The organism is Bacillus sp. BP-3 (assembly GCF_028401955.1).
In the GTDB taxonomy this organism is placed as follows: Bacteria; Bacillota; Bacilli; order Bacillales; family Bacillaceae_G; genus Bacillus_A.
The window spans coordinates 175,764-198,359 of the sequence record NZ_JAQOTJ010000008.1 but is presented as its reverse complement, the minus strand read 5'-3'; the positions used below and the strand labels follow the sequence as shown (position 1 = coordinate 198,359).

The window sequence follows — 22,596 nt, the reverse complement described above, 5'->3', positions numbered from 1 at the left end:
TCTGCTCTCTTACGATGCTTTATTATGACAAGAGGATTCCTCGACACTTCCCATGCGCTTCAGTTTATTCCAGCCCACCGCTACTCCTCGAATAGAAGAAACTATAGATTTAATTACAACATAAGTCATAAATTGACGATAAATAAAGCGTTGTAAAATTAACCAGACTAACGGCTTAGGATTTTCCTTTTCTAATCGAAAGGCAAAGAGTGAAGCTAGAAGGTCAATTACAAAGAATGCAAGGTAAAATCCTAAAACTTTCAAAGGATGACTACTAAATATGCCCATAATCATTAATACATCTGCTAATGGAGAAATCGATTGGAGAATGAATTGGAATAACCACATATTTGGCAGTACAATAAATCCTAATGTTTTATGTTTTACATTAAATAAAGCTTTTCGATGCTTCCATAGACACTGAAGCGTTCCATACGACCAACGATATCGCTGTTTAACAAGACTTTTTACATCTTCAGGCGACTCCGTATAAGCATATGCTTTTTCTTCATACACAATTCGATATCCTTGACGTAAAAATGTTAGAGTAAGATCCGTATCTTCCGCAAGTGTATCTTCACTTAAATATCCCGCTTTTTCCACACGTTTTTTATGCCATGCTCCGATAGCACCCGGAACAACAGTAATACAATTTAACTCATCAAAAGCCCTTCGCTCTAAATTAAAGCCTGTAATGTATTCAACATGTTGCCATGTAGTTAACAAATTTCGTCTATTTCCTACTTTAACGTTACCAGAAACTGCAGCTACATTATCATCTTTAAAATGTCTAACCATTAAAGAAATAGCATCTTGAGCAATAACAGTATCGGCATCTAATGAAATAATAATTTCTCCTCGCGATTTTTGAAATCCTAAATTCATTGCGGATGCCTTACCACCGTTTTCTTTTTGGATTAAATAAACTTTAGAATGGTTATGAAACGCTTCTTGAATTGCTTTTGACGTACCATCTTTTGATCCATCGTCCACAACAATAATTTCAAAATCCGGATAATCACTATCCAAAATAGAACGAATCGTCTTATTAATAACTTTTTCTTCATTATATGCAGCTATCACAACACTAACAAAAGGTTGATAAGCAGAATTAGTAGATAATCGGGATAAACCTTTCTTTTTTTGCCTAAACGCAAAATAAATTAAAAATAGGAATCGAAAAATACCTAATCCAATAGCAATATAAAAAATAGTCGTGAATATGTGATTCAAATATCCTGAACCTGAAAAAACAACTCGATCATAAAATAAGTATGGCTTATCCTCAACAGAAATAGAGGGCATAACATCATCTCGTTTTTTACCCATTAAATCTGAAATTGTCACAAAGTTATATCCATGTTTTTTTAAGTCTTCAATAATAATTGGTAGCGCCTCTACTGTATGAGTACGATCTCCGCCCGCATCATGGAGGAGAATAACATGCCCTTCACCACTATAAACAGATTTAAGAACACGTTTTACCAGTTCATTTGTTGATGGTTTAGTCCAGTCTTCAGGATCAACCTTTTCTCCAATCATTGTATAGTTCATATTTTGAGCACGCAAAATAGGTAGTATCTCATTTGGTAAATATGGCTCAGCATCCGCTTCATATGGCGGTCTAAATAAAATCGATGAGTGGCCTGTTGTTTCTTGAATAAGTCGTTGAGCGGCATTTAACTCCACTTTTGTTCGGAATGAAGAAGTATCCGCTATGTTAGGATGTGTGAAAGTATGATTACCTATTTCATGCCCTTCATCGTATATTCTTTTAAGAATACTAGTATTTAATTGAGCATTTTCACCAACTACAAAGAAATCAGCTTTTATTTTATATCTATTTAATATATCTAAGATTTCCGGCGTATATTTAGGATCAGGTCCATCATCAAATGTTAGTACCACTTGTTTCCCCTTTGGTTGTCCATAGCGTTGCACTTGATATGACGATGGAAGTGATTGATACACTTCATCTGTAAGATAATTATCTTTCCCGACTTTAAAATCCCTAAGTCCTGTTTGGCCTTCATGCATAACTTTTAAGATTTCACCTTGCCCGGAATAACTTACTTGATTTAGACTATCGATTTTACGTAATGGACTCAGATCCTTTTGTATTTCTATTGGATTTCTTAATGATTTCCATACAGTAGGATCCTCAGCTCCCAATCTCCAGAATGCAAATCCTTTTGCATCATTTTTCAATGCTACTTTCATTTGATTGTAAAGAGTTACACCATCTAAAAACCAAGCAATATGATCCTGTGTACTTTCTCTATATCGAAAATAAGGATTCCCACTTATCTTATCCCATTGAATTTTTGCATTCGAATCATGTGTCATCTTCATAATATCCGAAAAAGTTAAAGGTTTAGCAGGTTTCTTACTATCCCTTTCCCAATCATATCCATAGTTCCCGAAAGCAACTATTAGTTTTTCTGCAGGAATATTTAAATGCCTAAGCGTATTCTCAAACCATTTATTTGAAGCGATTGGACCTGAACTCCCAGTTTGATGGTGTTCATCATACATCATCACAATCATACGATCTATTTCTTTTGCTAATGCTCCGTAATCAAAAGTATTATCAGCAGCCGGAACATCTTGCGTCACAAGCAAATGATGTTGATGAAACACAGTAGTAAGTTCTTTCATAAATCTTGTTAATCCATTTCGATCTTCTTCAGGTATTGACTCAAAGTCGATATTAATACCTGCAAATTGATTGGTTTCAATTTGTTTTACTAAATCATTAATAAATTTTGTCTGTACATTAGCCGGCGCACGCAGCAACTTATGAATTAATGCAGCATCCGAACCAGAACCTTTTTGAGTAAAGTTATTGATTAAAGGCATAATTTTCACATGATTTTCTTTCGCTAACTTTACAATCTCAGGTTTAATCTCACTACTAATTGTTAAATCTGCATTTAAGTGATACCACTCTGGTATTAACATAGTTAATGACCGAATATTTTCCTTTAAAGAGGTCGTACTATTTGCATCCCAGTTTACATAAAAACCATATACTTCTTTAGGTTGTTTACTATTAAACTCTGAATCTTGGGAATAATTCTTATTATCTATTTTATTATTAGAGTACTTATATTCTTCATTTTTTAACTCTTTCTGTAATTGCTGATCGTTAAGTTTTTCATTAATAGGTACAATTTTTTTATCTTGAGTTATAGAAGTTTTCTTATACGGAAAATTCACATCTGATAAAATACTTCGAAAGAAAAAGTAAAAAACAATAATCATAATAATTATCGTAAGACATAGAAACCAATTAAAAAATATTTTCCTTCTTCCTTTAGCATCGTAAAAAATAACTTTAGATTGTTTTTTCTTTTGCAGCATTGTTTTATCCATCATTTCTTTGATATACTCCTTTTATTTCCTTCTGATACAAACATAAAATATTTTAATAAGCGGCGACTCCCAACTTAACTAATCACTCATTGGCTTTGCCAAATATATATCCTTTTTCTTCTTAAGTAACGATAAATACTACTTACCTAGACTAAGGGGGAATACGATATATAATGCACTAACATGATTCTTTTTTCCCTAATACAATATTCGGACCAATTAAGCATTTTGCGGGGGTTGTTTTTTGAAATTCATACATTCAAACAAATTAAAAAAGTCAAAAAAATGATATAATTAGAAATATTAACTGTTAAAGGGGAGGATTTTATGTTTTGTACATCTATTTTCATTGAGGTGATTGCATTTCATAACAAGGAGGAATAACCATGAAATTAGAAACGAAAAGACTAACCATTATACCGTGTACGGAAGAAACAGTTGAAATTGCTATAAATCAGAAATACGATAACGGACCGCAAATCTCAACTTATTTGAAGAGATTAAAAGAAGATTCCTCTTTATTGTATTGGGGTACTTGGCTTGTTATTCGAAAAACAGACGGTGTTGTTATCGGAGACATAGGTTTTAAGGGAAAACCCGATAAGAATAAAGCAGTAGAAGTTGGATATGGTTTTCTTGAAAACTATTGGAATAATGGTTATGCAACAGAATCTGTAGGAGCCTTAATTCAATGGGCTTTTAAAACATCAAAGGTTGATAGAATAATAGCTGAAACACTATATGACAATCATGGTTCTATTCGTGTATTAGAAAAACTAAACATGAAAAAAATAGATACTACAGAAACAATGATTAATTGGAAAATAGATAAATCCGCGTGATTTCAAGCTTTATTTTCGGATTATAAGTGAAGATGTAAACGCAACTTTATCGGATAGTTAATTTGTAGATGTAGATTGGGAATTGGATATATTACTAAAACATATTGCGACATTTTATTAAAACATCCTACTTTGAATCATTAGCAAATCATATATTATGTTATAGCTTTTAATCTGTTAAACAAGAGCCTAAAATTTATTAAAAATAGACTAACTAATAGATTAATAAAGAGAAAGAGATCAGCAGCAATACATTCTATCAAAAGAAAGTATTTTCAGCTGGTCTCCCCATTTCATGAAATATTGCAAAGTATCTTTTTGTACTACTATACCCTTTTCCAGATTAACTTCCTGTACTAGTAAATGCACTTAGCCCATATTTCCAAAAACGATAAGCAATGAAACATAGAATTATCGCAACGAGTGGTGTACATAAGGAAACCCACTTATATCCCTTATCGAAGAAAAAGGCTGCTGGATAAAAGGATGTAAAACTATAAGGAATAATAAACGTTAAAATAAATGCGATAACTTTATTATAAATAGTAATTGGATACCGTGAAAAATCACTTAAATTGAATACTGCTGATACAACAGGAAGGCTATCTGTCATCCAAAAAGAAAACGTAATAAAAAATAAATTTAATGCAACAAAGATAAGACCGCTTGATATGATCATGATGATGAGTATCAGTACATTTCCAAACGTAATAGCAATATCTAGATTACTAATGGAATAATAAAGAACAACTCCCCCTATAATCAATTGCCCTATTCCATCTTGTTGAACACGCTCCGCTATAATTTGGAACAGAGGGTTAATAGGACGGATAAGTAAACGGTCTAAATTTCCTGTCCGAATATATTGCCATCCAATTGTCCATAAATTATCAAAGAAAATGTGATGGATTGCTCTTCCTGCAAAAGCAATTCCGTAGATTAAGAGAATTTGATAAAAATTCCATCCTTTTAAAGTTTCAATATGATCAAATACTACTTTTATAAAAAAGATAGCGGCAAATTGTTGAATGAAGACTGAAGAAATTCCTATTAGAAAGTCTACTTTATATTCCATCATTACTTTTAAATGTTGCTTAAAATAGACTATGTATAAGAATGAATATCGTTTAAGAGTATGCAACAATACACTCACCCCCCAAATATTGTGATTTTTCGAATTGCTAAAGCCCATAAAACTCTGACGAGTACTATTATAACAATTAACCAGATGAATTGTGTCGCAATTGCCATATAGGCCTGTGTACCTGATAATGAACCTGTATAAATAGAAACAGGTATATAGACCATAGACTGAAAAGGTAAAAACATACTAATTTCTTGAAACCATTGTGGATAAAGTGATAATGGGACGAGTGCACCGGAACAAAACTGAATAACAGACTCTCGCAACAGTCGAAGCCCCCATATATTCACAGTCCAAAAAGCTAATATACCAATAATAAGATCTAATTGAGTTCCAATTAAAATACCAAAAACTACACTTACCGTAAATAATAGAAAAGACTCTATTGATTGTGGTAGTTGAATCCCTACAAACCAGATGGCAAAAAGCAGCATAGGAAACGTTGTACGCATAGAATTAGAAATTTTTTGTCCTATATCCATCGCTACAAGTTTATCTAACAAATGATAGGGCTTCATAAGTTCCATTGCTATGTCACCTTGTTTAATCATTCTCGCTAAATTGCTCCCTACTCCAGATACGTATTGTTCCAATAACAAAGCAATAACCATATATGTTAGCATATTCGTAAGTGAAAGTTCTCCAACAGTCTCTTTATTCTCATAAACAGCAGTCCAAAAATAATATAACGTACATAATTTAACGATAATTGCAAACGTACCTGCCCAATACCACGCCGCATAGGAAGTATCTAGCTTTATCTGCACTTTAAGCATTTCCCAATATTTTCTCAAGGGACTCCTCACCTCCGTGCTGATAAAGATCTTTAATAATCGTCTCCAATTTCGGATTTGAAATCGTTAAGTCTAGTATCTTGTTGTGCCTTGCCAGTTCTGACAGCACAAATTCCGATGAAACATTCTTTGTATGAAAACTTAGTTCTACATGAGATGTATTTTCTGTTTTACTCTTATGAATCACGATGTCATTTTGTAATGATACAGGAATCTCAAACATTGTGTGCTCTTCTAATTCTAAAGATAGAATGCGGTTATAAGAGAAACGATCTTTAAGTTCTTGTAAGTCGCCGTCATAAATAATAGTCCCTTTATCAATAATAATAATCCGCTCACAAAGCTCTTCTATATCCTGCATATCATGTGTAGTTAATACAACTGTTGCATCCAATTTCTTATTCATTTCTTTAATAAAACTACGTATTTTCGCCTTTACATCAATATCTAGACCAATTGTAGGCTCATCTAGGAACACAACAGAAGGTTGATGAAGAAAAGCAGCAGCCAACTCACAACGCATTTTTTGTCCGAGTGATAGCTGGCGAACAGGTAATAGCATTAAATCCCCAAGATCCAGTACATCTTCAAATAAATGCAACATTTCCTGATATTTTGTTTCTGGTATTTCATAAACATGTTTTAATAGTTCAAAAGACTCTCTCACCGGTATATCCCAAGCAAGTTGTGTACGTTGTCCAAAAACTGCTCCAATATTTTTGGCATTTTCTTGTCTGTTTTTGTATGGAATAATTCCATTTACTTTAATTTCACCAGTATCTGGAGTCAAAATTCCACACAGCATCTTAATAGTGGTTGACTTTCCAGCACCGTTGAATCCGATATACCCAACCATTTCCCCTTTTTCAACAGAAAAAGAAATCGGTTTTACCGCCTGTTTATCATAATGCTTACGTTTTATTAAAGCTTTTATTGCACCCATTAAACCTGGCTTCCGCTCTAAAATTTTATAGCTCTTCGTAACATTCTTTACTTCAATCATTTATAAATCTCCTACTTCCCCTTTTCCGAATATTAGCCGTTATACAACTGAAGTATTATAGTAATCAAATAAATCCCTTCATTCTTTTTACACCTGCCTCTCATAAAATATAGAAAAACTGTAGTTTACAAGCTAAAATCTCTAATCTACGAAAACGTTTGCATAAGTAGAAACTAGTATAATTTTACAGGAGCATTTAAATATTATCAACAAATTTAAGTCTATCCGTCATATTAATAATTCCAGTTCAAATTCTATTCAGAATCATGCGTCTTCTCATAATAAAGTGAAACTAACCATCAATGCAGTTTTTTCTTCTTCTGATGTAAAGCCCACCCAATCGGGCTTTTATGGGAAAATGTTGTCTGCTAACAAGTACATATATTCCGTGGAAGAAATAAACATATTTATACTCACCTATTTTCTCTCTTTTGCATAAAATTTAATCACACATCATATTTTTAAACCAAACTAAAAAAGTTGGTCTAAGTAAAAATTTAAAGTGTAATGCCGTTTTTTTGTCCAAAGAAAAACAAACCATATTTTAGGTTTTAAAAATAAAAAATATTATATTATCTTTCTTTTCACTTTAAATAAACCAAATTAAACGGGAGAGGGTATGTTATGGATGAATTAGAAACAGCCAAAGTGCAAAATACGGTTGCTGTGTCACCCCAGGATGGCTGGCGGCAACAGAACAGCGATCCTAGTTTGCGAGAAGTGTACAAAAGTATGAGAATACCGAAGAAAGGAAATTCTCTACGAAAGCTTCTTGCATTTATGGGACCAGGTTATCTTGTTGCAGTAGGATACATGGATCCTGGAAACTGGGCTACATCACTGGCTGGAGGTTCTGCTTATAACTATACGTTACTATCTGTCATTTTGATTTCAAACTTTATGGCTATTATTTTGCAGGCACTATCAGCAAAGTTAGGGATTGTAACAGGACGAGACTTAGCGCAAGCATGTCGGGATCATTTCAGTAAACCAGTATCGTTTGTTTTATGGGTGTTATGTGAATTAGCTATTGCAGCTTGTGATTTAGCGGAGGTAATAGGTGCCGCAATCGCATTAAATCTTTTATTTCACATTCCCCTTGTATGGGGTGTATGCATTACTTCATTTGATATCTTACTAATCCTTTTATTGCAAAATAAAGGATTTCGCTATATTGAAGTGATTGTCATTAGTTTAATCGCAACAATTTCCGTTTGTTTTGGTGTAGAACTCTTTATGTCACAACCACAACTGAGTGAGATTGCAAAAGGCTTTATTCCAAGTAAAGAGATTATTCAAAACCCACAAATGCTGTTTATTGCACTTGGAATTTTAGGAGCTACGGTTATGCCGCATAATTTATATTTACATTCTTCTATCGTGCAAACGAGAAATTATGAAGATACACCTAAAGGAAAACGAGAAGCGATTAAGTTTTCAACGATTGACTCTACTATCGCATTAATGTTGGCTTTATTTGTTAATGCATCAATTTTAATATTAGCTGCGTCTGCTTTTTATAAAACAGGGCATACCGAAGTGGCCGAAATTCAAGAAGCGTATCAATTGTTAAATCCGATTCTTGGAAGTGGAATTGCGAGCGTATTATTCGCCGTTGCTTTATTAGCATCAGGACAAAATTCTACGCTAACAGGAACGTTAGCGGGGCAAATTGTAATGGAAGGGTTTTTAAATATTCGTTTACGACCATGGCTTCGCCGCTTAATTACGCGTTTAATCGCAATTATACCTGCGGTCATTGTAACGCTACTATATGGAGAAAAAGGAACGACAGATCTTTTAGTATTAAGCCAAGTTATCCTATCTCTTCAACTTTCGTTTGCTGTTATTCCACTTGTTATGTTTACTAGTGACAAAAAGAAAATGGGTGAATTTACAAACTCACTTTGGACCAAAGGAATCGCTTGGTTTATCGCTATTGTTATCGCTATTTTAAATGCCTATCTACTCTTTACTACATTTTCAGGATAAAAATATTCTAAGCATAAACTGTATTAGCCCTATTAATCTAGACATAGAAAAAAACTCCTGTTTGACCAGGAGTTTTCTTCTTTTCTTCTTTTTAAAAGTTTTATATAAAAAGCAATTTATTTTCCCTTCAATTGTTTCAATAAGTCTTTAATTTCCGTTAGTTCACTCTCTATATGATGCAGCCGACTTTGCATATCATCAATTTCTTGTTCTGCTTTATAATTAATCGCAAAGTCAATAACAGATTCATGTTTATCACGCGCAGCTTGACGATTTTGACTCATCATAATAACAGGAGCTTGAAATGCTGCTATAAAAGATAAGCATAAGTTCAATAAAATAAATGGTGGAGCATCAAAGTGTTCTCCTTTTGTAATAGACAAACTATTCCACATAATCCAGAAACCAAGAAAACATGCAAACCAAACGATGAATCGCCAGCTACCTCCAAACTGTGCAATTTTATCAGCTAGTCGGTCTGCCCACTTTGTTCGTTGTGTATATGCACTATCAAGTTGATGAAGGATTTCTGACTCGTAACGATCTACAAGTCGGTCAATACGTGTTAAGCTTTCATGGTTTAAATCAATATCAAAACCTTGAATTTTCGTAGCCTCTTTTTTTTGTCCTTTAATTTGATTCCAGATTTTTTGTACCATTGTACAAACCTCCTCAGCTTATAGAGGAAGTCATCTTTCCAAAATCCAAATAAAGCGGTAACTATTTTTACAAAGTAATCCGCTTCGAATATTCAGTTGTATGACTGCCTCTGATGTCGTTTCTATATCCGACTCTCCTATGCTCGGATTACTCATAAAATAGGTCCACCTCACCTTTTTTAAATTCCTTTCTTATTATATGTTAACTTCTCTCTTCTGACTATGCGTTTATTGTAAACTATAATTTAATTATCTTACATTGTACATAAAGAAACTGTATTTAAACAACGGTTTATAAATATACACTAACTTATATATTTTCATCACACTGTGTATAAGTTTTCTTATTGTTTGTTAAAAAAATATATATTGATATATAATTTTTTAACAATACTTAAAAATATTAGGAAATAAAAAAACAGACCCTTTTCTAAAAAAGGTCTGCTTTTCTATTAAGTTTTAACTTTTCTTCTCTTTGATTACACAAACTTGAAATCTGTTATGGTCTAAGTCCATCTAAGGAAGTAGTAACATTAATATCAACCGCTCCTTCTACTCCATTTACATTCCCGCTTTCTGTATATTGCCAAGCATTCCAGTTTTTCCAATCGCTTAATGTAGTTGGAGTAGTAGAGTTATATCTAGAAACCCAAAGAGGTACATCGCCAAGTCCGGATATGTTAAAGCCATTTACATACCATGGTCCCGTATAAATCATAACGCGTTTTCCTGTTTTCTGTTTTACGTAATCAATAAAAGTACGTGCCCAATTTGTCACATACGGCCCTGTTATATTACCTGTCGGACTAGATGGTGATTCCAGATCAAGGACAGGCATTAAATCCGTATGATATCGATTTAATACATCAACAAAATGTTTTGCTTCCACAATTGGGTCATTTTGTTCTGGACGAGCAAAGTGATAAGCTCCAACTAAAAGACCTGCTGCAGATGCATTTTGTACATATTGTGCATAGGTTGGATCTGTATATGAAACACCTTCAGTTGCTTTCATATAAGCAGCATTAATACCAGATTGCTTTACTTGATTCCAATCTATATTTCCTTCCCAATGTGAAACGTCAATAAATGTATAAGAAGGTTTCAGTGTTGTCGTTACTTTACTATCTTCTGCACCTTGCATATATTCTACTTCGATCCAGTGAACATCCCTCAATCCATTTGCTGCATTTGGGTTATCTTGAATATTCATTCTTAATGCTTTTTCATTGTAACCATGATACCCCCATGCATCTACAACTTTTTTCCCATCAACATATACACGAATTCCATCGTCCGCTCCTGTATACAGAAGGTACTCACCAGCTTTCAAGCGCTTAGCTGTAACATAGCGTGCTGAGAAACGGGCTCCTGGTACACCTGTAGCCGGTGAACCTTCAAATCCATTATCATCTTGCAAGCCACCATTTGCTGCTTGTGAAAGAGTCTTCGCTGCAACTGGATATCCAGAAAGAGATTCATTCGGATAGTAATAGGCAAGCCAACTACCAAATGGTACTACATCTGAAAATACAGCTGCTTGTCCACCATCTTGATAATATTGCGTATGAATACTATGAGAACCTGCCGCTACGTTTGGTAATAAAACACGATTCGTTTCACCAGCAGCTAATGACCAGCGATTAATGACTAAATTATTATCAAACGAAACCTTTACGCCATCATCTGCAAACGACTGAACAAAATAATCTCCTCCAGACAGTTGCTTATTCTGAACAAAATCACCTTGGAACTGTTGAGAAGGAAAACCAGCAGGCCCTCCATATCCCCAGTTATAATGAACTTCACCGTTTGGATCGAGTTGAGTATATGCAGTTTGCGAAGAGAGTATATTCGCATCAACCCAGCCTAAAATACGATCTCCTTGCTTAATTTTGTTCCAAGTGGTCGAACCTTTTGTAGCACTTTGGACAACTTGTACCATTTGAAATTTGTAATCATTTGTAGACGCTACGTATTTCGCTCCATATTCTCCATATGGTACAGTCCATATACCATCACCGTTTGTAGATGGCTTTATAACTACTGATCGATTTTCATCTTTAATATTAGTTAAATCTGTAAGCGACTTTCCAGCATCCAACCATCCTATTATCTTACCGTTCTTTGCTACTTGATTCCAATTAACGTTTCCGATTGTTGCAGTTTTCACAACTTGAAGCGTTTGATAAGCATAATCATTTGTACTTTGTACATATTGTGCACCAGCAACGCCGTACGGTACTGTCCATATGCCATTGCCATTCGTACTTCCGATAACAACCGAAAAGTTTGCTGGCTTTACTACCCCTGCATTGTCTAATGCATAACTACTAATCCAGCCAATAACTTGGCCATTTAGACTAAACTTATACCATTGTGTCCCTTGGTATGTAGCACTCTCGATTAACTGTAAATCTCGAAAAGTATATTGATTAGTCGATCCCATATAACTTGCACCTGGAAGGCCATATGGCATGCTCCAAATACCATTGTCATTTGTCGATCCCATAACAGCCGCCTGGTTTATAGCTTGTATATTTGTCAAACCACTTAACACACGACCATCGAGCCAACCAATGACTTGATTATTCATGCTAAATTGATACCATGCGACATTTCCAATCGTTAATTTTTGAAGCAGCTTTATGTCTTTTCCTACATAATTATTAGTGGAACCGACATAACTCGCGCCACTTACACCATATGGACTAGACCAAACTCCATTCCCTGCTGTATAGACAATTAACTGATTCTGATTGACATTCGTTGCAGCATTTAGGACTTTACTATCAAGGTATCCTCCATCTTTTCCATCTACCTGTACATGATACCAAAGCGTATCCCCAACCTGCACACTACCAACAACATGAACCATCATACCACTATACTTAGTAACGTCTCCAAGGTAACTACCACCTTGTAAGCCATATGGTACGGACCATATGCCATTACCATTCATGTTAGCTTTCATCAAGCCATCGAAATTTACCACTTGTTCATTTGTAACTGTACTAGCTGCTAAAGCAATGTTTGCATTTCCAACAAGTACTGTCTGGGTACCACAAACCGTAACCGCGGTACATACAGATAGCCAAAACTTTTTCACTTCTAGACACCCTCTCCTTAAATTGTAATAATCTTGTAGCTGGAAGAGGTCTATTTTCATGTAATCTTTTAATATATATTTTAATAAATAAGATCCCTAACATTTTTGTCCCTCTCTACTACCCTTACATATTACTATTTTTATAGAATTTTTCATATAGTTTTTTCGACAAATTCCCCTGTTTTTTAACATACATACCCTTAAATAACCTTTTTATTTTTGTTTATTCCTATTTAACAAAAATAAACGACGCCTTCTATTACATAGCAATTTACTATTTTAATATAATTTTTTGATTGTTTTCGTTTATATTTTTAAAATAGTATTATTTTTCCATTTCCATATATTATTTACTTACACTTCCTTTAGAGAATATTAATGGATTTTATCCTGCTATTTATAGATTGTAGCCCTCAAGACTTTTAGAAGACAACTACTAAAAATCTCTAAAATCACTAATAAATTTGCTAATAAGAAAATCTACCACATATTTATATTTTAACATCTTTATATTCAATTTCAATACAAAGTAATGTGTTTTTTATTGAAACTGAAATAGATTCAACATGAGTACATGAAACCAAGTATTACAATTATTCTCTCCTCCCCTTATATAACATTCGAATCTATTCATCACTTTGTGGGGGTAGTTTTTTAAAATCCATTCAATAAATTCGGAAAAACTTCGAAATATATTGCAAAAACATCTATATAATACACTCCTTTTGTACCTCTTCGCTTCTTACTATCCAGTTGTCCTCACGTAAAACAGAGTAGAAAAATAAGTTTGACTACCTCTATACACATTTTCATCATTTTATTACTTGAATAACAAACCCAATTAGATTATAATCTAATTAGATAAAAATTAAAGCAGGTGATTTCTAAATGCAATTAAACAAAATTGTTGCGTTTCATAAAGCGTTAGGTGATCTTACACGTGTTCGCATTATTGCCTTGCTCCAGCAAGGTCATTTGAGCGGACAAGAGATTGCCGGAAAGTTAGGACTTAAACCCCCAACAATTACCCACCATATGACAAAACTCCGAGAAGTTGGACTGATAAAAGAACGTCGTGATAAAAATACGATTTATTTTTCTCTTAATACAAAAATATTGGAGATGAATGCTAAGGCTATTTTTACTGTAGGAACAGGAGGCGATTCAAATATGGAAATGTCGGTTACTGAAAAAGAGCGGTCAGCTATTATCAATAATTTCTTCACAAAAGATGGAAAACTAAAAACCTATCCTGCACAGCGAAAGAAAAAACTTGTGGTACTTGCACATATGGTTAAAGGATTAGAATTCGGAAAAGTTTACCCAGAAAAGGAAATCAATGAATATTTAAAGCAATTTCATGAAGATTACGCAACATTAAGACGCGAACTCATTATGTGCCAATATATGTACCGAGAAAATAATCAATATGAGTTAAACCCCGTTGAGTTATGGTGGTTAAAATAAAACAAAACTTCCCTCAGCGGAAGCTTACTTCCTGTTAATACGGGATAAAGGGCGTTACTTCACGCCCTTATTTTTTTAACTACCTAATTAGACAATCATCAAATTAAGTATTTATAAAACAAGGAGGATGGCTATGAATATTTCTTTTGTAAATGAAGAAAAACAATATCAGAAGTTATTTTTAGCTGGTATTGTGAATGGTATTGGGGATCGTTTTAGTTCCGTAGCTGTGCTAGCGATGCTACTACATGTAACCGGTTCAGGATTCGCTGTAGGAATGACTTTAGCAATCCGTCTCATACCCTCTTTAATTTTTGGACCAATTGGCGGAATGTTAGCTGATCAATTTTCAAGAAAAACAATATTAGTTATAACAGACCTTATAAGAATTCCATTTGCCTTATCCTTTCTATTTATTCAAAGTAAAGAAGATATTTGGATCGTTTATTTTAGTTCATTTATTTTGGCAGCAGGAGAAGCTATATATGGACCTGCAAGAAAATCAACAATACCGCAACTTGTTAATAAAAAACATCTTATAAAAGTAAATAGTTTGGAACAAGTAATGATAGGGATTGTTTTAACCATTGGAGCACTTTCAGGCGGAATAGTTTCGTCTATTTTCGGACCTAATGTGACTTATTGGTTAAATGCAGGATCATTTTTAGGGGCTGCTGCTATCAACTATACGATTAGGTTTCCAGGAAATGAAGATGTAAAAAAAGTAGGGAAGTCCGAAAATTTACTCTTTACCTTTAAAAAGGTAATCTTGATTTCTATTACGGTGCAAATTCTTTTTTTCTGTGAAATATTAATAGCTTCAATAAATGGAATTGATAATGTTTTAATTAGTGTCTATGCGATTAACGAGTTCCATCTTGGGGATGTTGGTGTAGGTCTTTTTTATGCCGCATTAGGTATTGGCTTAATATTAAGCTTTTCTGTTGCAAATCAACTACGAAAAAATTTCCTTGTTACAGGTTTAGTATGTTTATTGCTTGAGGGAATATTTCAACTGTTATTAAGTCAAACACATTTAATAGTTTTTGCATTTCTTATGTTTTGCGGGATCGCATTTATGTCCGGGATTGGTAATGCATGTTTTGATACCATTCTTATGAAGAAAATTCCTGAACAACACCAAGGAACCATGTTTGGACTATTAGCAACAATCATAAATACCGTATTGGGAATATCTATGTTTATTTCTGGATTGGCGCTCCAATACCTTACGCCACGTGCCTTAGGTTTGACTGGAGGTATCGCCTATATCCTTATTGCCATTTCCCTAATTGTAACTATTTCAACGAAAGCATATCGAAAAAGAGGTACCATTTGAGAGGTACCTCTTTTCTTATGAAGACTTTTTCCTACATCTTCAATTAACTAAAACTATTACAAGTTATAACTAAGTTACACCTTGTTTGTGCACATCTTAGTCATGCTTATGTTTATGTTTATCTTTTTTATCTTTGTCTTTTTTATCTTTATCTCCACCATGATGTGATTCTTCATTATCATTCCCTTTACTATCATCCTGTTCCGTTTTTTGAGTTTCTGGTAAAACAACTGTGGATGGGACTGCTGCTGGTGGAACAGCGTCCGGACTAACCCCCTTAATGTATAACTCATTATTCATTGGATATACGCTGCTCGGCTGTTGGAATCTGGATGTGTCTGTTCCAAACGCTTGAATCATTGCTTTAAAAATAAGGTGTGAAATTTTTGTTGTATCTCCAAGTATATAATTGTCTGGGCCATTCTTCGCATACCCAGTCCAAACAACCATTGTGTATTGTGATGTATAACCGGCAAACCAACTATCATTTGTCGCTTTAGATGGATAGTCGAACTGACTGAGTGTCTTTTCGTCAAAGTTTGTTGTTCCCGTTTTCCCTGCAATATCAAGACCCGCTACATTAGCCGCTGTACCTGTTCCGTTAGAGGCATTCACTACACCACGAAGCATATCGGTAATCATATAAGCCGTATAGTCATGCATAACACGTTTACCTTTCGACTTAAAGCTTATTTCTTTGCCACCTGAGAAAACAACTTTTGTAACAAAATGCGGTTTTGTATACACACCATCGTTTGCAAATGCACCATATGCTCCTGCCATCTCAAGAGGAGATACAAGATTACTTCCAATTGCGTAAGACTCATAAACCTGATTATCTGGAAACGCAATCCCAAGTGATTGCGCAAACTCTCTTGCTTTATTCAAACCAACTTCCTGTAATGTTTTCAAGGCTGGAATATTACGCGACTCTACTAAAGCATTTCGCATAGACATAGAACCTTTATAATCTGTATACGCGTTTCGTATAGGTTTTCCATTTGAGTAATGATACGGTTCGTCTACAAGTTGGTGGTACGTTGACCATTTTAAATTTTCAATCGCCGGACCATAATCAAAGATTGGTTTAAACGTCGAACCTGGTTGACGGTTTATATCAATAGCGAAATTATTTCCTCGGAATGTTGCTTTGTATTCATTGCGGCCACTTCCAATCGCACGTACTTCACCCGTTTTCGAATCCATAAACGTGAAAGCTGCCTGGAAACGGTCATTCGGATAACTCACAATGTCTTGCGTATTCATGATTTTATCGGCATACTGCTGTGCCTTCGGATCGAGTGTCATATAAATTTGAAGACCATCCGTACCGATATTGATATCTTTCAACTTGTCTTCAACTTCTTTTGTTGCAGCATCTAAAAACGCTTCGTAAGGCATAGCTTCTTGATTAATTTTTGAAACAATCCCATTCGCTACTGGAGCTTTCATCGCATCCTGCATTTGTTGCTTCGTGATATATCCTTGTTTATGCATAGAAATTAAGACCAGGTTACGGCGCTTTGTCGCTGCTTCTTCGTTTTCCGGTTTGGACGGATCGTAGTTATTTGGACTTTGCGGTAGTCCTGCCAACATAGCAGCCTGCGGAAGGGTCAATTTTTTCAAATCATTCGCTTCAATACCGTAGTAATTTTTGGCTGCAGTAGCAACGCCGTAAGAGCGGTTTCCAAAATTAATTTTGTTCAAGTATATTGTCAAAATATCATATTTGGAATATTTTTTCTCCAACTTATACGCCAAGTACCATTCCTGTATTTTTCGTTTTAACGTTTTTTGAGGAGACAAAAATGAGTTTTTAATAACTTGCTGTGTAATGGTACTTCCGCCCTGAGATCCGAAGTCCCCAGTCAAGTTTTCGAAAATTGCTTTACCCGTTCGTTTTACATCTATACCATGGTGTTCATAGAAATGAGCATCTTCAGTAGCAATAAATGCTTGTTCCAACACTTCTGGAACTTGATCATACGTGATTTTTGTTCGTTTTTCCTTTCCATATTCATAGATAAAATTTCCATCTTTATCATAAAACTTCGTGGATAGCGGGTCCTCCAATTTTGAGGCCTCTATTTTGGGAGCGTCCTTAATCATATAATAGAAAATAATGACTCCTGTCCCTACTAAACTGATGCCAATCAGTAAACAGACAAGTAAGACTTTTTTCAAAAATGATCCTTTTCCGGAGGACTTTCCACTCCCTTTTTGTTTTTTCTTTATCTGTTTTCGTTCTTCACGAGAACGATACATTTCTGACATTATTCTTCTCACCTACGTTTGTTTAGTTTACTTATGAAAGTTGAAGACCATGTTAATTGTTAGCTTACTACCTACTAAATTATGAATACTATATTTGACCTAGTACTTTCTCATCTATAACACGTACATAACGTACTAAATAAGAATTTATGATATAATCTCCTTCATCACTTTTCGCAACAAAAAACTTGTCATGTTTCACCTTTTCTAAGACTTCTTGTATAACCTCTTCCTTTTTAACACCTAATCCTTTAATTATTTTTTCTTTTTTAATATCATTATCCAAAGTATAGCAAACAGTAAATTCCTTCAAATTGAATCTCCCTTTCTAGTACGTTTTCCAGTGTTTTAAATTGAATTTCTATTTATTCAGACAGTATAGGTGTAGAATTTATATACTACATACGCACGTAGGTATCACTCAGTTTTGTCTTTCATAGATTTCATACGCGAAATAAACGTCCATATCGATAAAGTGAAACTTCTATCAGTGATTTCACCTATCTTTCTCGCTTCTCTCTAAATCTTGAGGAGGAGACCTTACTGCACCAAAATAGCAGAACAAAATTAAGGATAGTATTACATACCCATCTATGTTCTCTATATATGTTTATACATAGTAAAAATAAGACCTAAAAAGATAATATGAACCATTCGCAGGAATTCTAATTGTTCTCACTCCTATATGGCTTCTATCTATATTTATTTCGCAGGAAACCTTATTTTTAAGGGGGTCAAAAAAGTTTTTTTAGAAAACAATTTCATCCTTGAGACCAATTCCATCCAAAAATAGGAATCATTAGTTTTCGAAGTTTTATAGGAAAAGCTAAAGCGGTTGCGAAAGTAGAGAATATGATTGTTTGCGAAGTAGAAATTCCTTTTGTCTAACTAATAAAACAGCATCCACATACAGGATGCTGTTTGAATTTATATAACTCCATTTTAATTTTTCGACATATAAGTCGCTGCTATGTTATTCATAAAAAGCTCTTTTTTCTTGATCCATCTCATCCTCATAAGCTCATGGCTCTGGAATCGCCACCATCTTCACCTGTTTGGACAAAAGCAATAATAGCCTTTATCGTCCTTTCCACCATATAGTCTGAGAGAACGATTTTAAGTTTTATTTTCGGATGAAGAGTAACTTTATAATTCCTCCCACGATACACCACTTGCGCATCCCTTTGCTTTCCTCTTCTTACCACCTGAGATACAGTAAATCCTGTGATCCAATGTTTCCCAACCCCTTAACCGTATCCGTTAACCTTTCAGGTCTTATAATAGTAATAGCTTCAATCTGCTTCATCCAGCACCCTCCTATACGAGGTTTTCTAACATCGATTGAAATGAATTATAACAACAAACAAAAAGATGCCAATCCATTGTTAGAATATTTTTTAATATTCTAATTGAGCGGAAAGAAAAATAAACCTTGAGAAAAAAATGCATTTAATTGAAGAAAGTCAAGTTGCTAATCCTAAAGTTATACAACTCACGAAACACCAAAATCCATATATAGGAAATATATTGCCATTTTTACCAAAACAGATTATTCATAGAGATACACATCTATCTAATTTAGTTTTGCTGGGAATTGATTTGCAGGATTTTTAGACTTTGAAATTGATGGAATAAACATAAGAATTTTTGATATTTGTTATTTTCTAACGAGCATATCGAGTGAACTATTCACTAATGAAAAGTAAAAAAAAACAATGTTTTAGCTTAATTAAACTATTTATTGAAAGTTACAATAATCTCCTGCGTTTTTAAGCAAACTATATTTAGTATTTAATTTACATATCTAGAAAGGAGATACTATGACAGCATACATCGCAGAAGTATTTGCCACCGCTTTACTTGTCATATTAGGAAACGGCGTGGTTGCAAATGTTCATTTAAAAGGAGCAAAAGGTCACAAAACAGGTTGGATGGTAATAGCTACTGGCTGGGGGTTTGCAGTTGGAATCCCTGCTGTTATCTTCGGTGGTATTAGTGGGAATCATATTAATCCTGCCTTTACCATTGGTTTGGCGCTGAACGGCAAATTCCCATGGGAAAAAGTTGTTCCCTACATTACAGCACAACTCATCGGTTCATTTATTGGTGCTGTCATTGTGTGGATAATGTATAAACCTTTTATGGATGATACAGAAGATACTATAGAAGTGCTAGGTTGCTTCGGTTCCGTCCCGTCTTACAAAAAGACATATTTTAACGCATTCATAACGGAATTCATTGGTACGTTCATCTTAATTTTTTGTGCATTAGGGATCGTACATTCTCCGCTTATGGGAAAGGAACATCTAACAGCCCATGTAGTTATCGGCTTTTTAGTATGGGGACTCGTTCTTTCAGTAGGAGGTCCAACTGGCCCTGCTCTAAATCCCGCCCGTGACATTATGCCTCGTCTGGCTCACACACTTTTGCCAATTAAGGGAAAAGGAAGCTCACACTGGCACTATGCATGGGTACCTGTTATCGCTCCAATTGTCGCCTCTATTGTAGCCGTATACACCTACTTTCATCTATTTAAATAAAATGAAAATTCCGTCAGTGGGGTTTTCTTCACCCCCCACTGACGGTTAGTTGAACCAATCGGGCTTTTACGGGCAGTTATCCCTCACCTATCTTCTTTGCTCTCTCTAAATCTTGAGGTGTGGGTCTTACTGCCCGTTAATGCGGGATAAACAAAACGAAAAAACGTAAGAAATATAAAACAGAAAATTACGGAAATATCGTTCAAAACATTCTGTTCAATATACGCTAGCAGGAACAATAATAATCAAATGACGTTTTAAAATAAATTAAATTTTCCAACAGTGAGGGTTTTTCATCCTCCACTGTTGGTTGGTTAAAGCAATCAGGCTTTTACAGACAGTTATCCCCCACCTATCTTCTTCACTTTTCTCTGAATCTTGAGTTTGGAATCTTACTGTCTATTATTGCGAGATAAATATTAAAACTTTTGTGAATACAATTGTGCTTTCTTATTTCTCTTAAAATGATCCACTATTTTCAGTACTCTACTTGTTGGTATGACAGGGCGGCGTATCTGTAACTTTTGTTTCATATGTTTTATAATAGTCTATATATAGATATATACCTATTATTAATAAAACACTCCCTACTATGTATACAAAGTTTTTCTTTTTCATATAATTCCCCTTACTTTATCATAAATGTAACCTACATTAACCAAACCATTTTTTCAAAGTTGGCACTCTCTTTATTACCAGCCAATCAAGCGCCAAAGCCACAAGCAACGAAATACCTACTAGCGGGAACAAAATCCCTAGCATGATAATTAGTATTACTGCTCCTTTCATTAATTTAAAGTTCTTTGGTAAAGAAGGTGCACCTAACGTACTAGATGGCTTGCGTTTCCACCACATCATGCAGCCTGTTACAGCAATCCCGATTAATACAAGACAAATTACAAGATCCAATAGTTGATTAACTAGTCCGAAATAACGCCCTTCATGCAGCGCAATCCCTATAGAAATCGCTTTAGCTAATATTCCATAATCTGCAAATTGCAAATTCGCTAACACATTTCCGCTGTACTGATCAATATGCAGCGTTGCTTCCCCTTTTGGATTATCAGGTTTAACGGATAATGTGTACACACCTTTTTCTCCTTTAGGGAATGTAATTACGTATCCATCTTCTAAATGATTTTTTTCTGCTATTTTCATAATGTCTGCCACCATAAGAGTAGCTGTTTTATTTTCCTTAGATTCTGGAACTGGTAACTTTTCTGCTGCCCAAGGAACATCCGCTATCGCTTTAGATGGAACAGTAGACTGCGGCAATTTACCATCCCATAGTCCTGTCGGGTATCCTGTTTTTGTAGCCGTTGCGATTTTATTAATATAATCTCCCCATAATCCAGACCAAGGAAGCCCTGTCAGTATAAATAGAGAAATGAACAGTGAAAACCAAAACGCCGGAACAGAGTGTAAATCCCTTAGCATGATCCTCTTTCCTTTAGAAACCCTTGGAATCAATGTACCAAAAATTGATTTTTTATTGCGAGGCCACCATAAATATAGACCGGTAATCAACAAAATCATGGCCCAGCAAGCAGCCATTTCTACAATCCGATCTCCTGCCTTGCCAATCATTAGCTCGCCATGCATCCGCTCCACTTGGCTCATAAATTTCTCTTCTTTCTTTAAATCGCCTAAAACCTTTCCATTATGTGGGTTTACGAATACCGTCATTGGAACTTCCTTATCTACGATTCCTACTTCTGCTGAACGATTTGACGTAAAAGATGGCTTGTACTTTGTAATAGAAGCACCAGGATACGCTTTTTTGACTGCTTCTATTTGCTCTTCAGCAGTCAACTTTTCTTTTGTAGCCTGTACATAGTAATAATCTTTGTATATAACATTTTCAATTTGCGGTTTAAATAAATAGATTATACCTGTGATTGCTAATAAGATTACAAAAGGTGCAAAAATAAGACCAGCATAAAAATGCCAGCGCCATACAGCTCGATATAAAAATTGTGCTTTTGAACTGTCTACCTGAGCCTCATGTCCTCTAGTAGAATGATTTACTGTTTGTTGTTTTGCAAACATATTTCATTT

General features: G+C 34.7%; 15 protein-coding genes and 2 pseudogenes. 5 read left to right on the top strand and 12 right to left on the bottom strand.

Annotation, left to right across the window (positions count from 1 at the left end; translation table 11 throughout):
• Positions 1-9 precede the first annotated feature (9 nt).
• Entirely contained in the window at positions 10-3,375 is a 3,366-nt protein-coding gene (locus PLX19_RS14910; protein ID WP_272189475.1) for a glycosyltransferase, read from the bottom strand.
• Positions 3,376-3,761: 386 nt separating this feature from the next.
• Between PLX19_RS14910 and PLX19_RS14905 the strand changes: the two genes are divergently transcribed.
• On the top strand, positions 3,762-4,217 hold the full coding sequence (locus PLX19_RS14905) for a GNAT family N-acetyltransferase (protein ID WP_272189445.1): 456 nt from the start codon (positions 3,762-3,764) through the stop codon (positions 4,215-4,217).
• Between the two features lie 343 nt (positions 4,218-4,560).
• Here PLX19_RS14905 and PLX19_RS14900 read toward each other — a convergent pair whose 3' ends face one another.
• From PLX19_RS14900 to PLX19_RS14890, 3 genes are read right to left on the bottom strand one after another with little or no spacing between them, the layout of a single operon-like run.
• Positions 4,561-5,361 (bottom strand): ABC transporter permease, encoded by an 801-nt coding sequence (locus PLX19_RS14900; protein WP_334313767.1) that lies wholly within the window; start codon positions 5,359-5,361, stop codon positions 4,561-4,563.
• 5 nt (positions 5,362-5,366) lie between these two features.
• Positions 5,367-6,155 carry an ABC transporter permease gene (locus PLX19_RS14895; RefSeq protein WP_272189443.1) on the bottom strand — a complete coding sequence of 263 codons (789 nt, stop codon included), beginning with the start codon at positions 6,153-6,155 and terminating at the stop codon, positions 5,367-5,369.
• On the bottom strand, positions 6,130-7,158 hold the full coding sequence (locus tag PLX19_RS14890) for an ABC transporter ATP-binding protein (RefSeq protein WP_272189441.1): 1,029 nt from the start codon (positions 7,156-7,158) through the stop codon (positions 6,130-6,132). Before PLX19_RS14890 ends, PLX19_RS14895 begins: the two co-directional genes overlap by 26 nt.
• Positions 7,159-7,782: 624 nt before the next feature.
• Between PLX19_RS14890 and PLX19_RS14885 the strand changes: the two genes are divergently transcribed.
• Positions 7,783-9,150: an Nramp family divalent metal transporter gene (locus PLX19_RS14885; RefSeq protein ID WP_272189439.1), complete on the top strand. Its 1,368-nt coding sequence runs from the start codon at positions 7,783-7,785 to the stop codon at positions 9,148-9,150.
• A 116-nt stretch (positions 9,151-9,266) separates the two neighbouring features.
• On the opposite strand, the gene PLX19_RS14880 is transcribed toward PLX19_RS14885, so the two are convergent.
• The 4 genes and pseudogenes from PLX19_RS14880 to PLX19_RS26225 all read right to left on the bottom strand — a co-directional run.
• Entirely contained in the window at positions 9,267-9,809 is a 543-nt protein-coding gene (locus PLX19_RS14880; protein ID WP_272189437.1) for a DUF1003 domain-containing protein, read from the bottom strand.
• Positions 9,810-9,839: 30 nt separating this feature from the next.
• Complete coding sequence (locus tag PLX19_RS14875) at positions 9,840-9,965, bottom strand: hypothetical protein (protein WP_272189436.1); 126 nt, start codon at positions 9,963-9,965, stop codon at positions 9,840-9,842.
• A gap of 349 nt (positions 9,966-10,314) precedes the next feature.
• A pseudogene (locus tag PLX19_RS26230) lies at positions 10,315-11,382 on the bottom strand (GH25 family lysozyme); the annotation flags it as partial.
• 291 nt (positions 11,383-11,673) lie between these two features.
• Positions 11,674-12,978 (bottom strand): annotated as a pseudogene (locus tag PLX19_RS26225) (GW domain-containing glycosaminoglycan-binding protein); the annotation flags it as partial.
• Positions 12,979-13,806: 828 nt separating this feature from the next.
• Between PLX19_RS26225 and PLX19_RS14860 the strand changes: the two are divergent.
• Together PLX19_RS14860 and PLX19_RS14855 are read left to right on the top strand one after the other, a co-directional pair.
• On the top strand, positions 13,807-14,385 hold the full coding sequence (locus PLX19_RS14860) for a DUF2087 domain-containing protein (RefSeq protein ID WP_272189433.1): 579 nt from the start codon (positions 13,807-13,809) through the stop codon (positions 14,383-14,385).
• Positions 14,386-14,518: 133 nt separating this feature from the next.
• Entirely contained in the window at positions 14,519-15,724 is a 1,206-nt protein-coding gene (locus PLX19_RS14855) for an MFS transporter (RefSeq protein ID WP_272189431.1), read from the top strand.
• A 96-nt stretch (positions 15,725-15,820) separates the two neighbouring features.
• Here the strand turns inward: PLX19_RS14855 and PLX19_RS14850 are convergent, their stop codons facing one another.
• From PLX19_RS14850 to PLX19_RS14840, 3 genes are all read right to left on the bottom strand, one after another.
• Positions 15,821-17,998: a transglycosylase domain-containing protein gene (locus PLX19_RS14850; RefSeq protein WP_272189430.1), complete on the bottom strand. Its 2,178-nt coding sequence runs from the start codon at positions 17,996-17,998 to the stop codon at positions 15,821-15,823.
• A gap of 88 nt (positions 17,999-18,086) precedes the next feature.
• Complete coding sequence (locus PLX19_RS14845) at positions 18,087-18,311, bottom strand: hypothetical protein (protein ID WP_251228677.1); 225 nt, start codon at positions 18,309-18,311, stop codon at positions 18,087-18,089.
• Between the two features lie 700 nt (positions 18,312-19,011).
• Positions 19,012-19,167 (bottom strand): P-II family nitrogen regulator, encoded by a 156-nt coding sequence (locus PLX19_RS14840; protein WP_272189473.1) that lies wholly within the window; start codon positions 19,165-19,167, stop codon positions 19,012-19,014.
• A 651-nt stretch (positions 19,168-19,818) separates the two neighbouring features.
• Here PLX19_RS14840 and PLX19_RS14830 point away from each other — a divergent pair.
• Entirely contained in the window at positions 19,819-20,538 is a 720-nt protein-coding gene (locus PLX19_RS14830) for an MIP/aquaporin family protein (RefSeq protein ID WP_272189428.1), read from the top strand.
• Positions 20,539-21,192: 654 nt separating this feature from the next.
• Here the strand turns inward: PLX19_RS14830 and PLX19_RS14825 are convergent.
• Positions 21,193-22,587, bottom strand: a complete 1,395-nt coding sequence (locus PLX19_RS14825; protein ID WP_272189427.1) for a PepSY-associated TM helix domain-containing protein — start codon at positions 22,585-22,587, stop codon at positions 21,193-21,195.
• Between the last annotated feature and the right edge of the window lie 9 nt (positions 22,588-22,596).

What these genes read in the sequence shown, in the direction of transcription:
- PLX19_RS14860 (WP_272189433.1), top strand. Translation starts at nt 13,807, where the DNA reads ATGCAATTAAACAAAATTGTTGCGTTTCATAAAGCGTTAGGTGATCTT.
- PLX19_RS14885 (WP_272189439.1), top strand. Translation starts at nt 7,783, where the DNA reads ATGGATGAATTAGAAACAGCCAAAGTGCAAAATACGGTTGCTGTGTCA.
- PLX19_RS14890 (WP_272189441.1), bottom strand. Translation starts at nt 7,158, where the DNA reads ATGATTGAAGTAAAGAATGTTACGAAGAGCTATAAAATTTTAGAGCGG.
- PLX19_RS14905 (WP_272189445.1), top strand. Translation starts at nt 3,762, where the DNA reads ATGAAATTAGAAACGAAAAGACTAACCATTATACCGTGTACGGAAGAA.
- PLX19_RS14850 (WP_272189430.1), bottom strand. Translation starts at nt 17,998, where the DNA reads ATGTCAGAAATGTATCGTTCTCGTGAAGAACGAAAACAGATAAAGAAA.
- PLX19_RS14910 (WP_272189475.1), bottom strand. Translation starts at nt 3,375, where the DNA reads ATGGATAAAACAATGCTGCAAAAGAAAAAACAATCTAAAGTTATTTTT.
- PLX19_RS14875 (WP_272189436.1), bottom strand. Translation starts at nt 9,965, where the DNA reads ATGAGTAATCCGAGCATAGGAGAGTCGGATATAGAAACGACATCAGAG.
- PLX19_RS14855 (WP_272189431.1), top strand. Translation starts at nt 14,519, where the DNA reads ATGAATATTTCTTTTGTAAATGAAGAAAAACAATATCAGAAGTTATTT.
- PLX19_RS14825 (WP_272189427.1), bottom strand. Translation starts at nt 22,587, where the DNA reads ATGTTTGCAAAACAACAAACAGTAAATCATTCTACTAGAGGACATGAG.
- PLX19_RS14880 (WP_272189437.1), bottom strand. Translation starts at nt 9,809, where the DNA reads ATGGTACAAAAAATCTGGAATCAAATTAAAGGACAAAAAAAAGAGGCT.
- PLX19_RS14830 (WP_272189428.1), top strand. Translation starts at nt 19,819, where the DNA reads ATGACAGCATACATCGCAGAAGTATTTGCCACCGCTTTACTTGTCATA.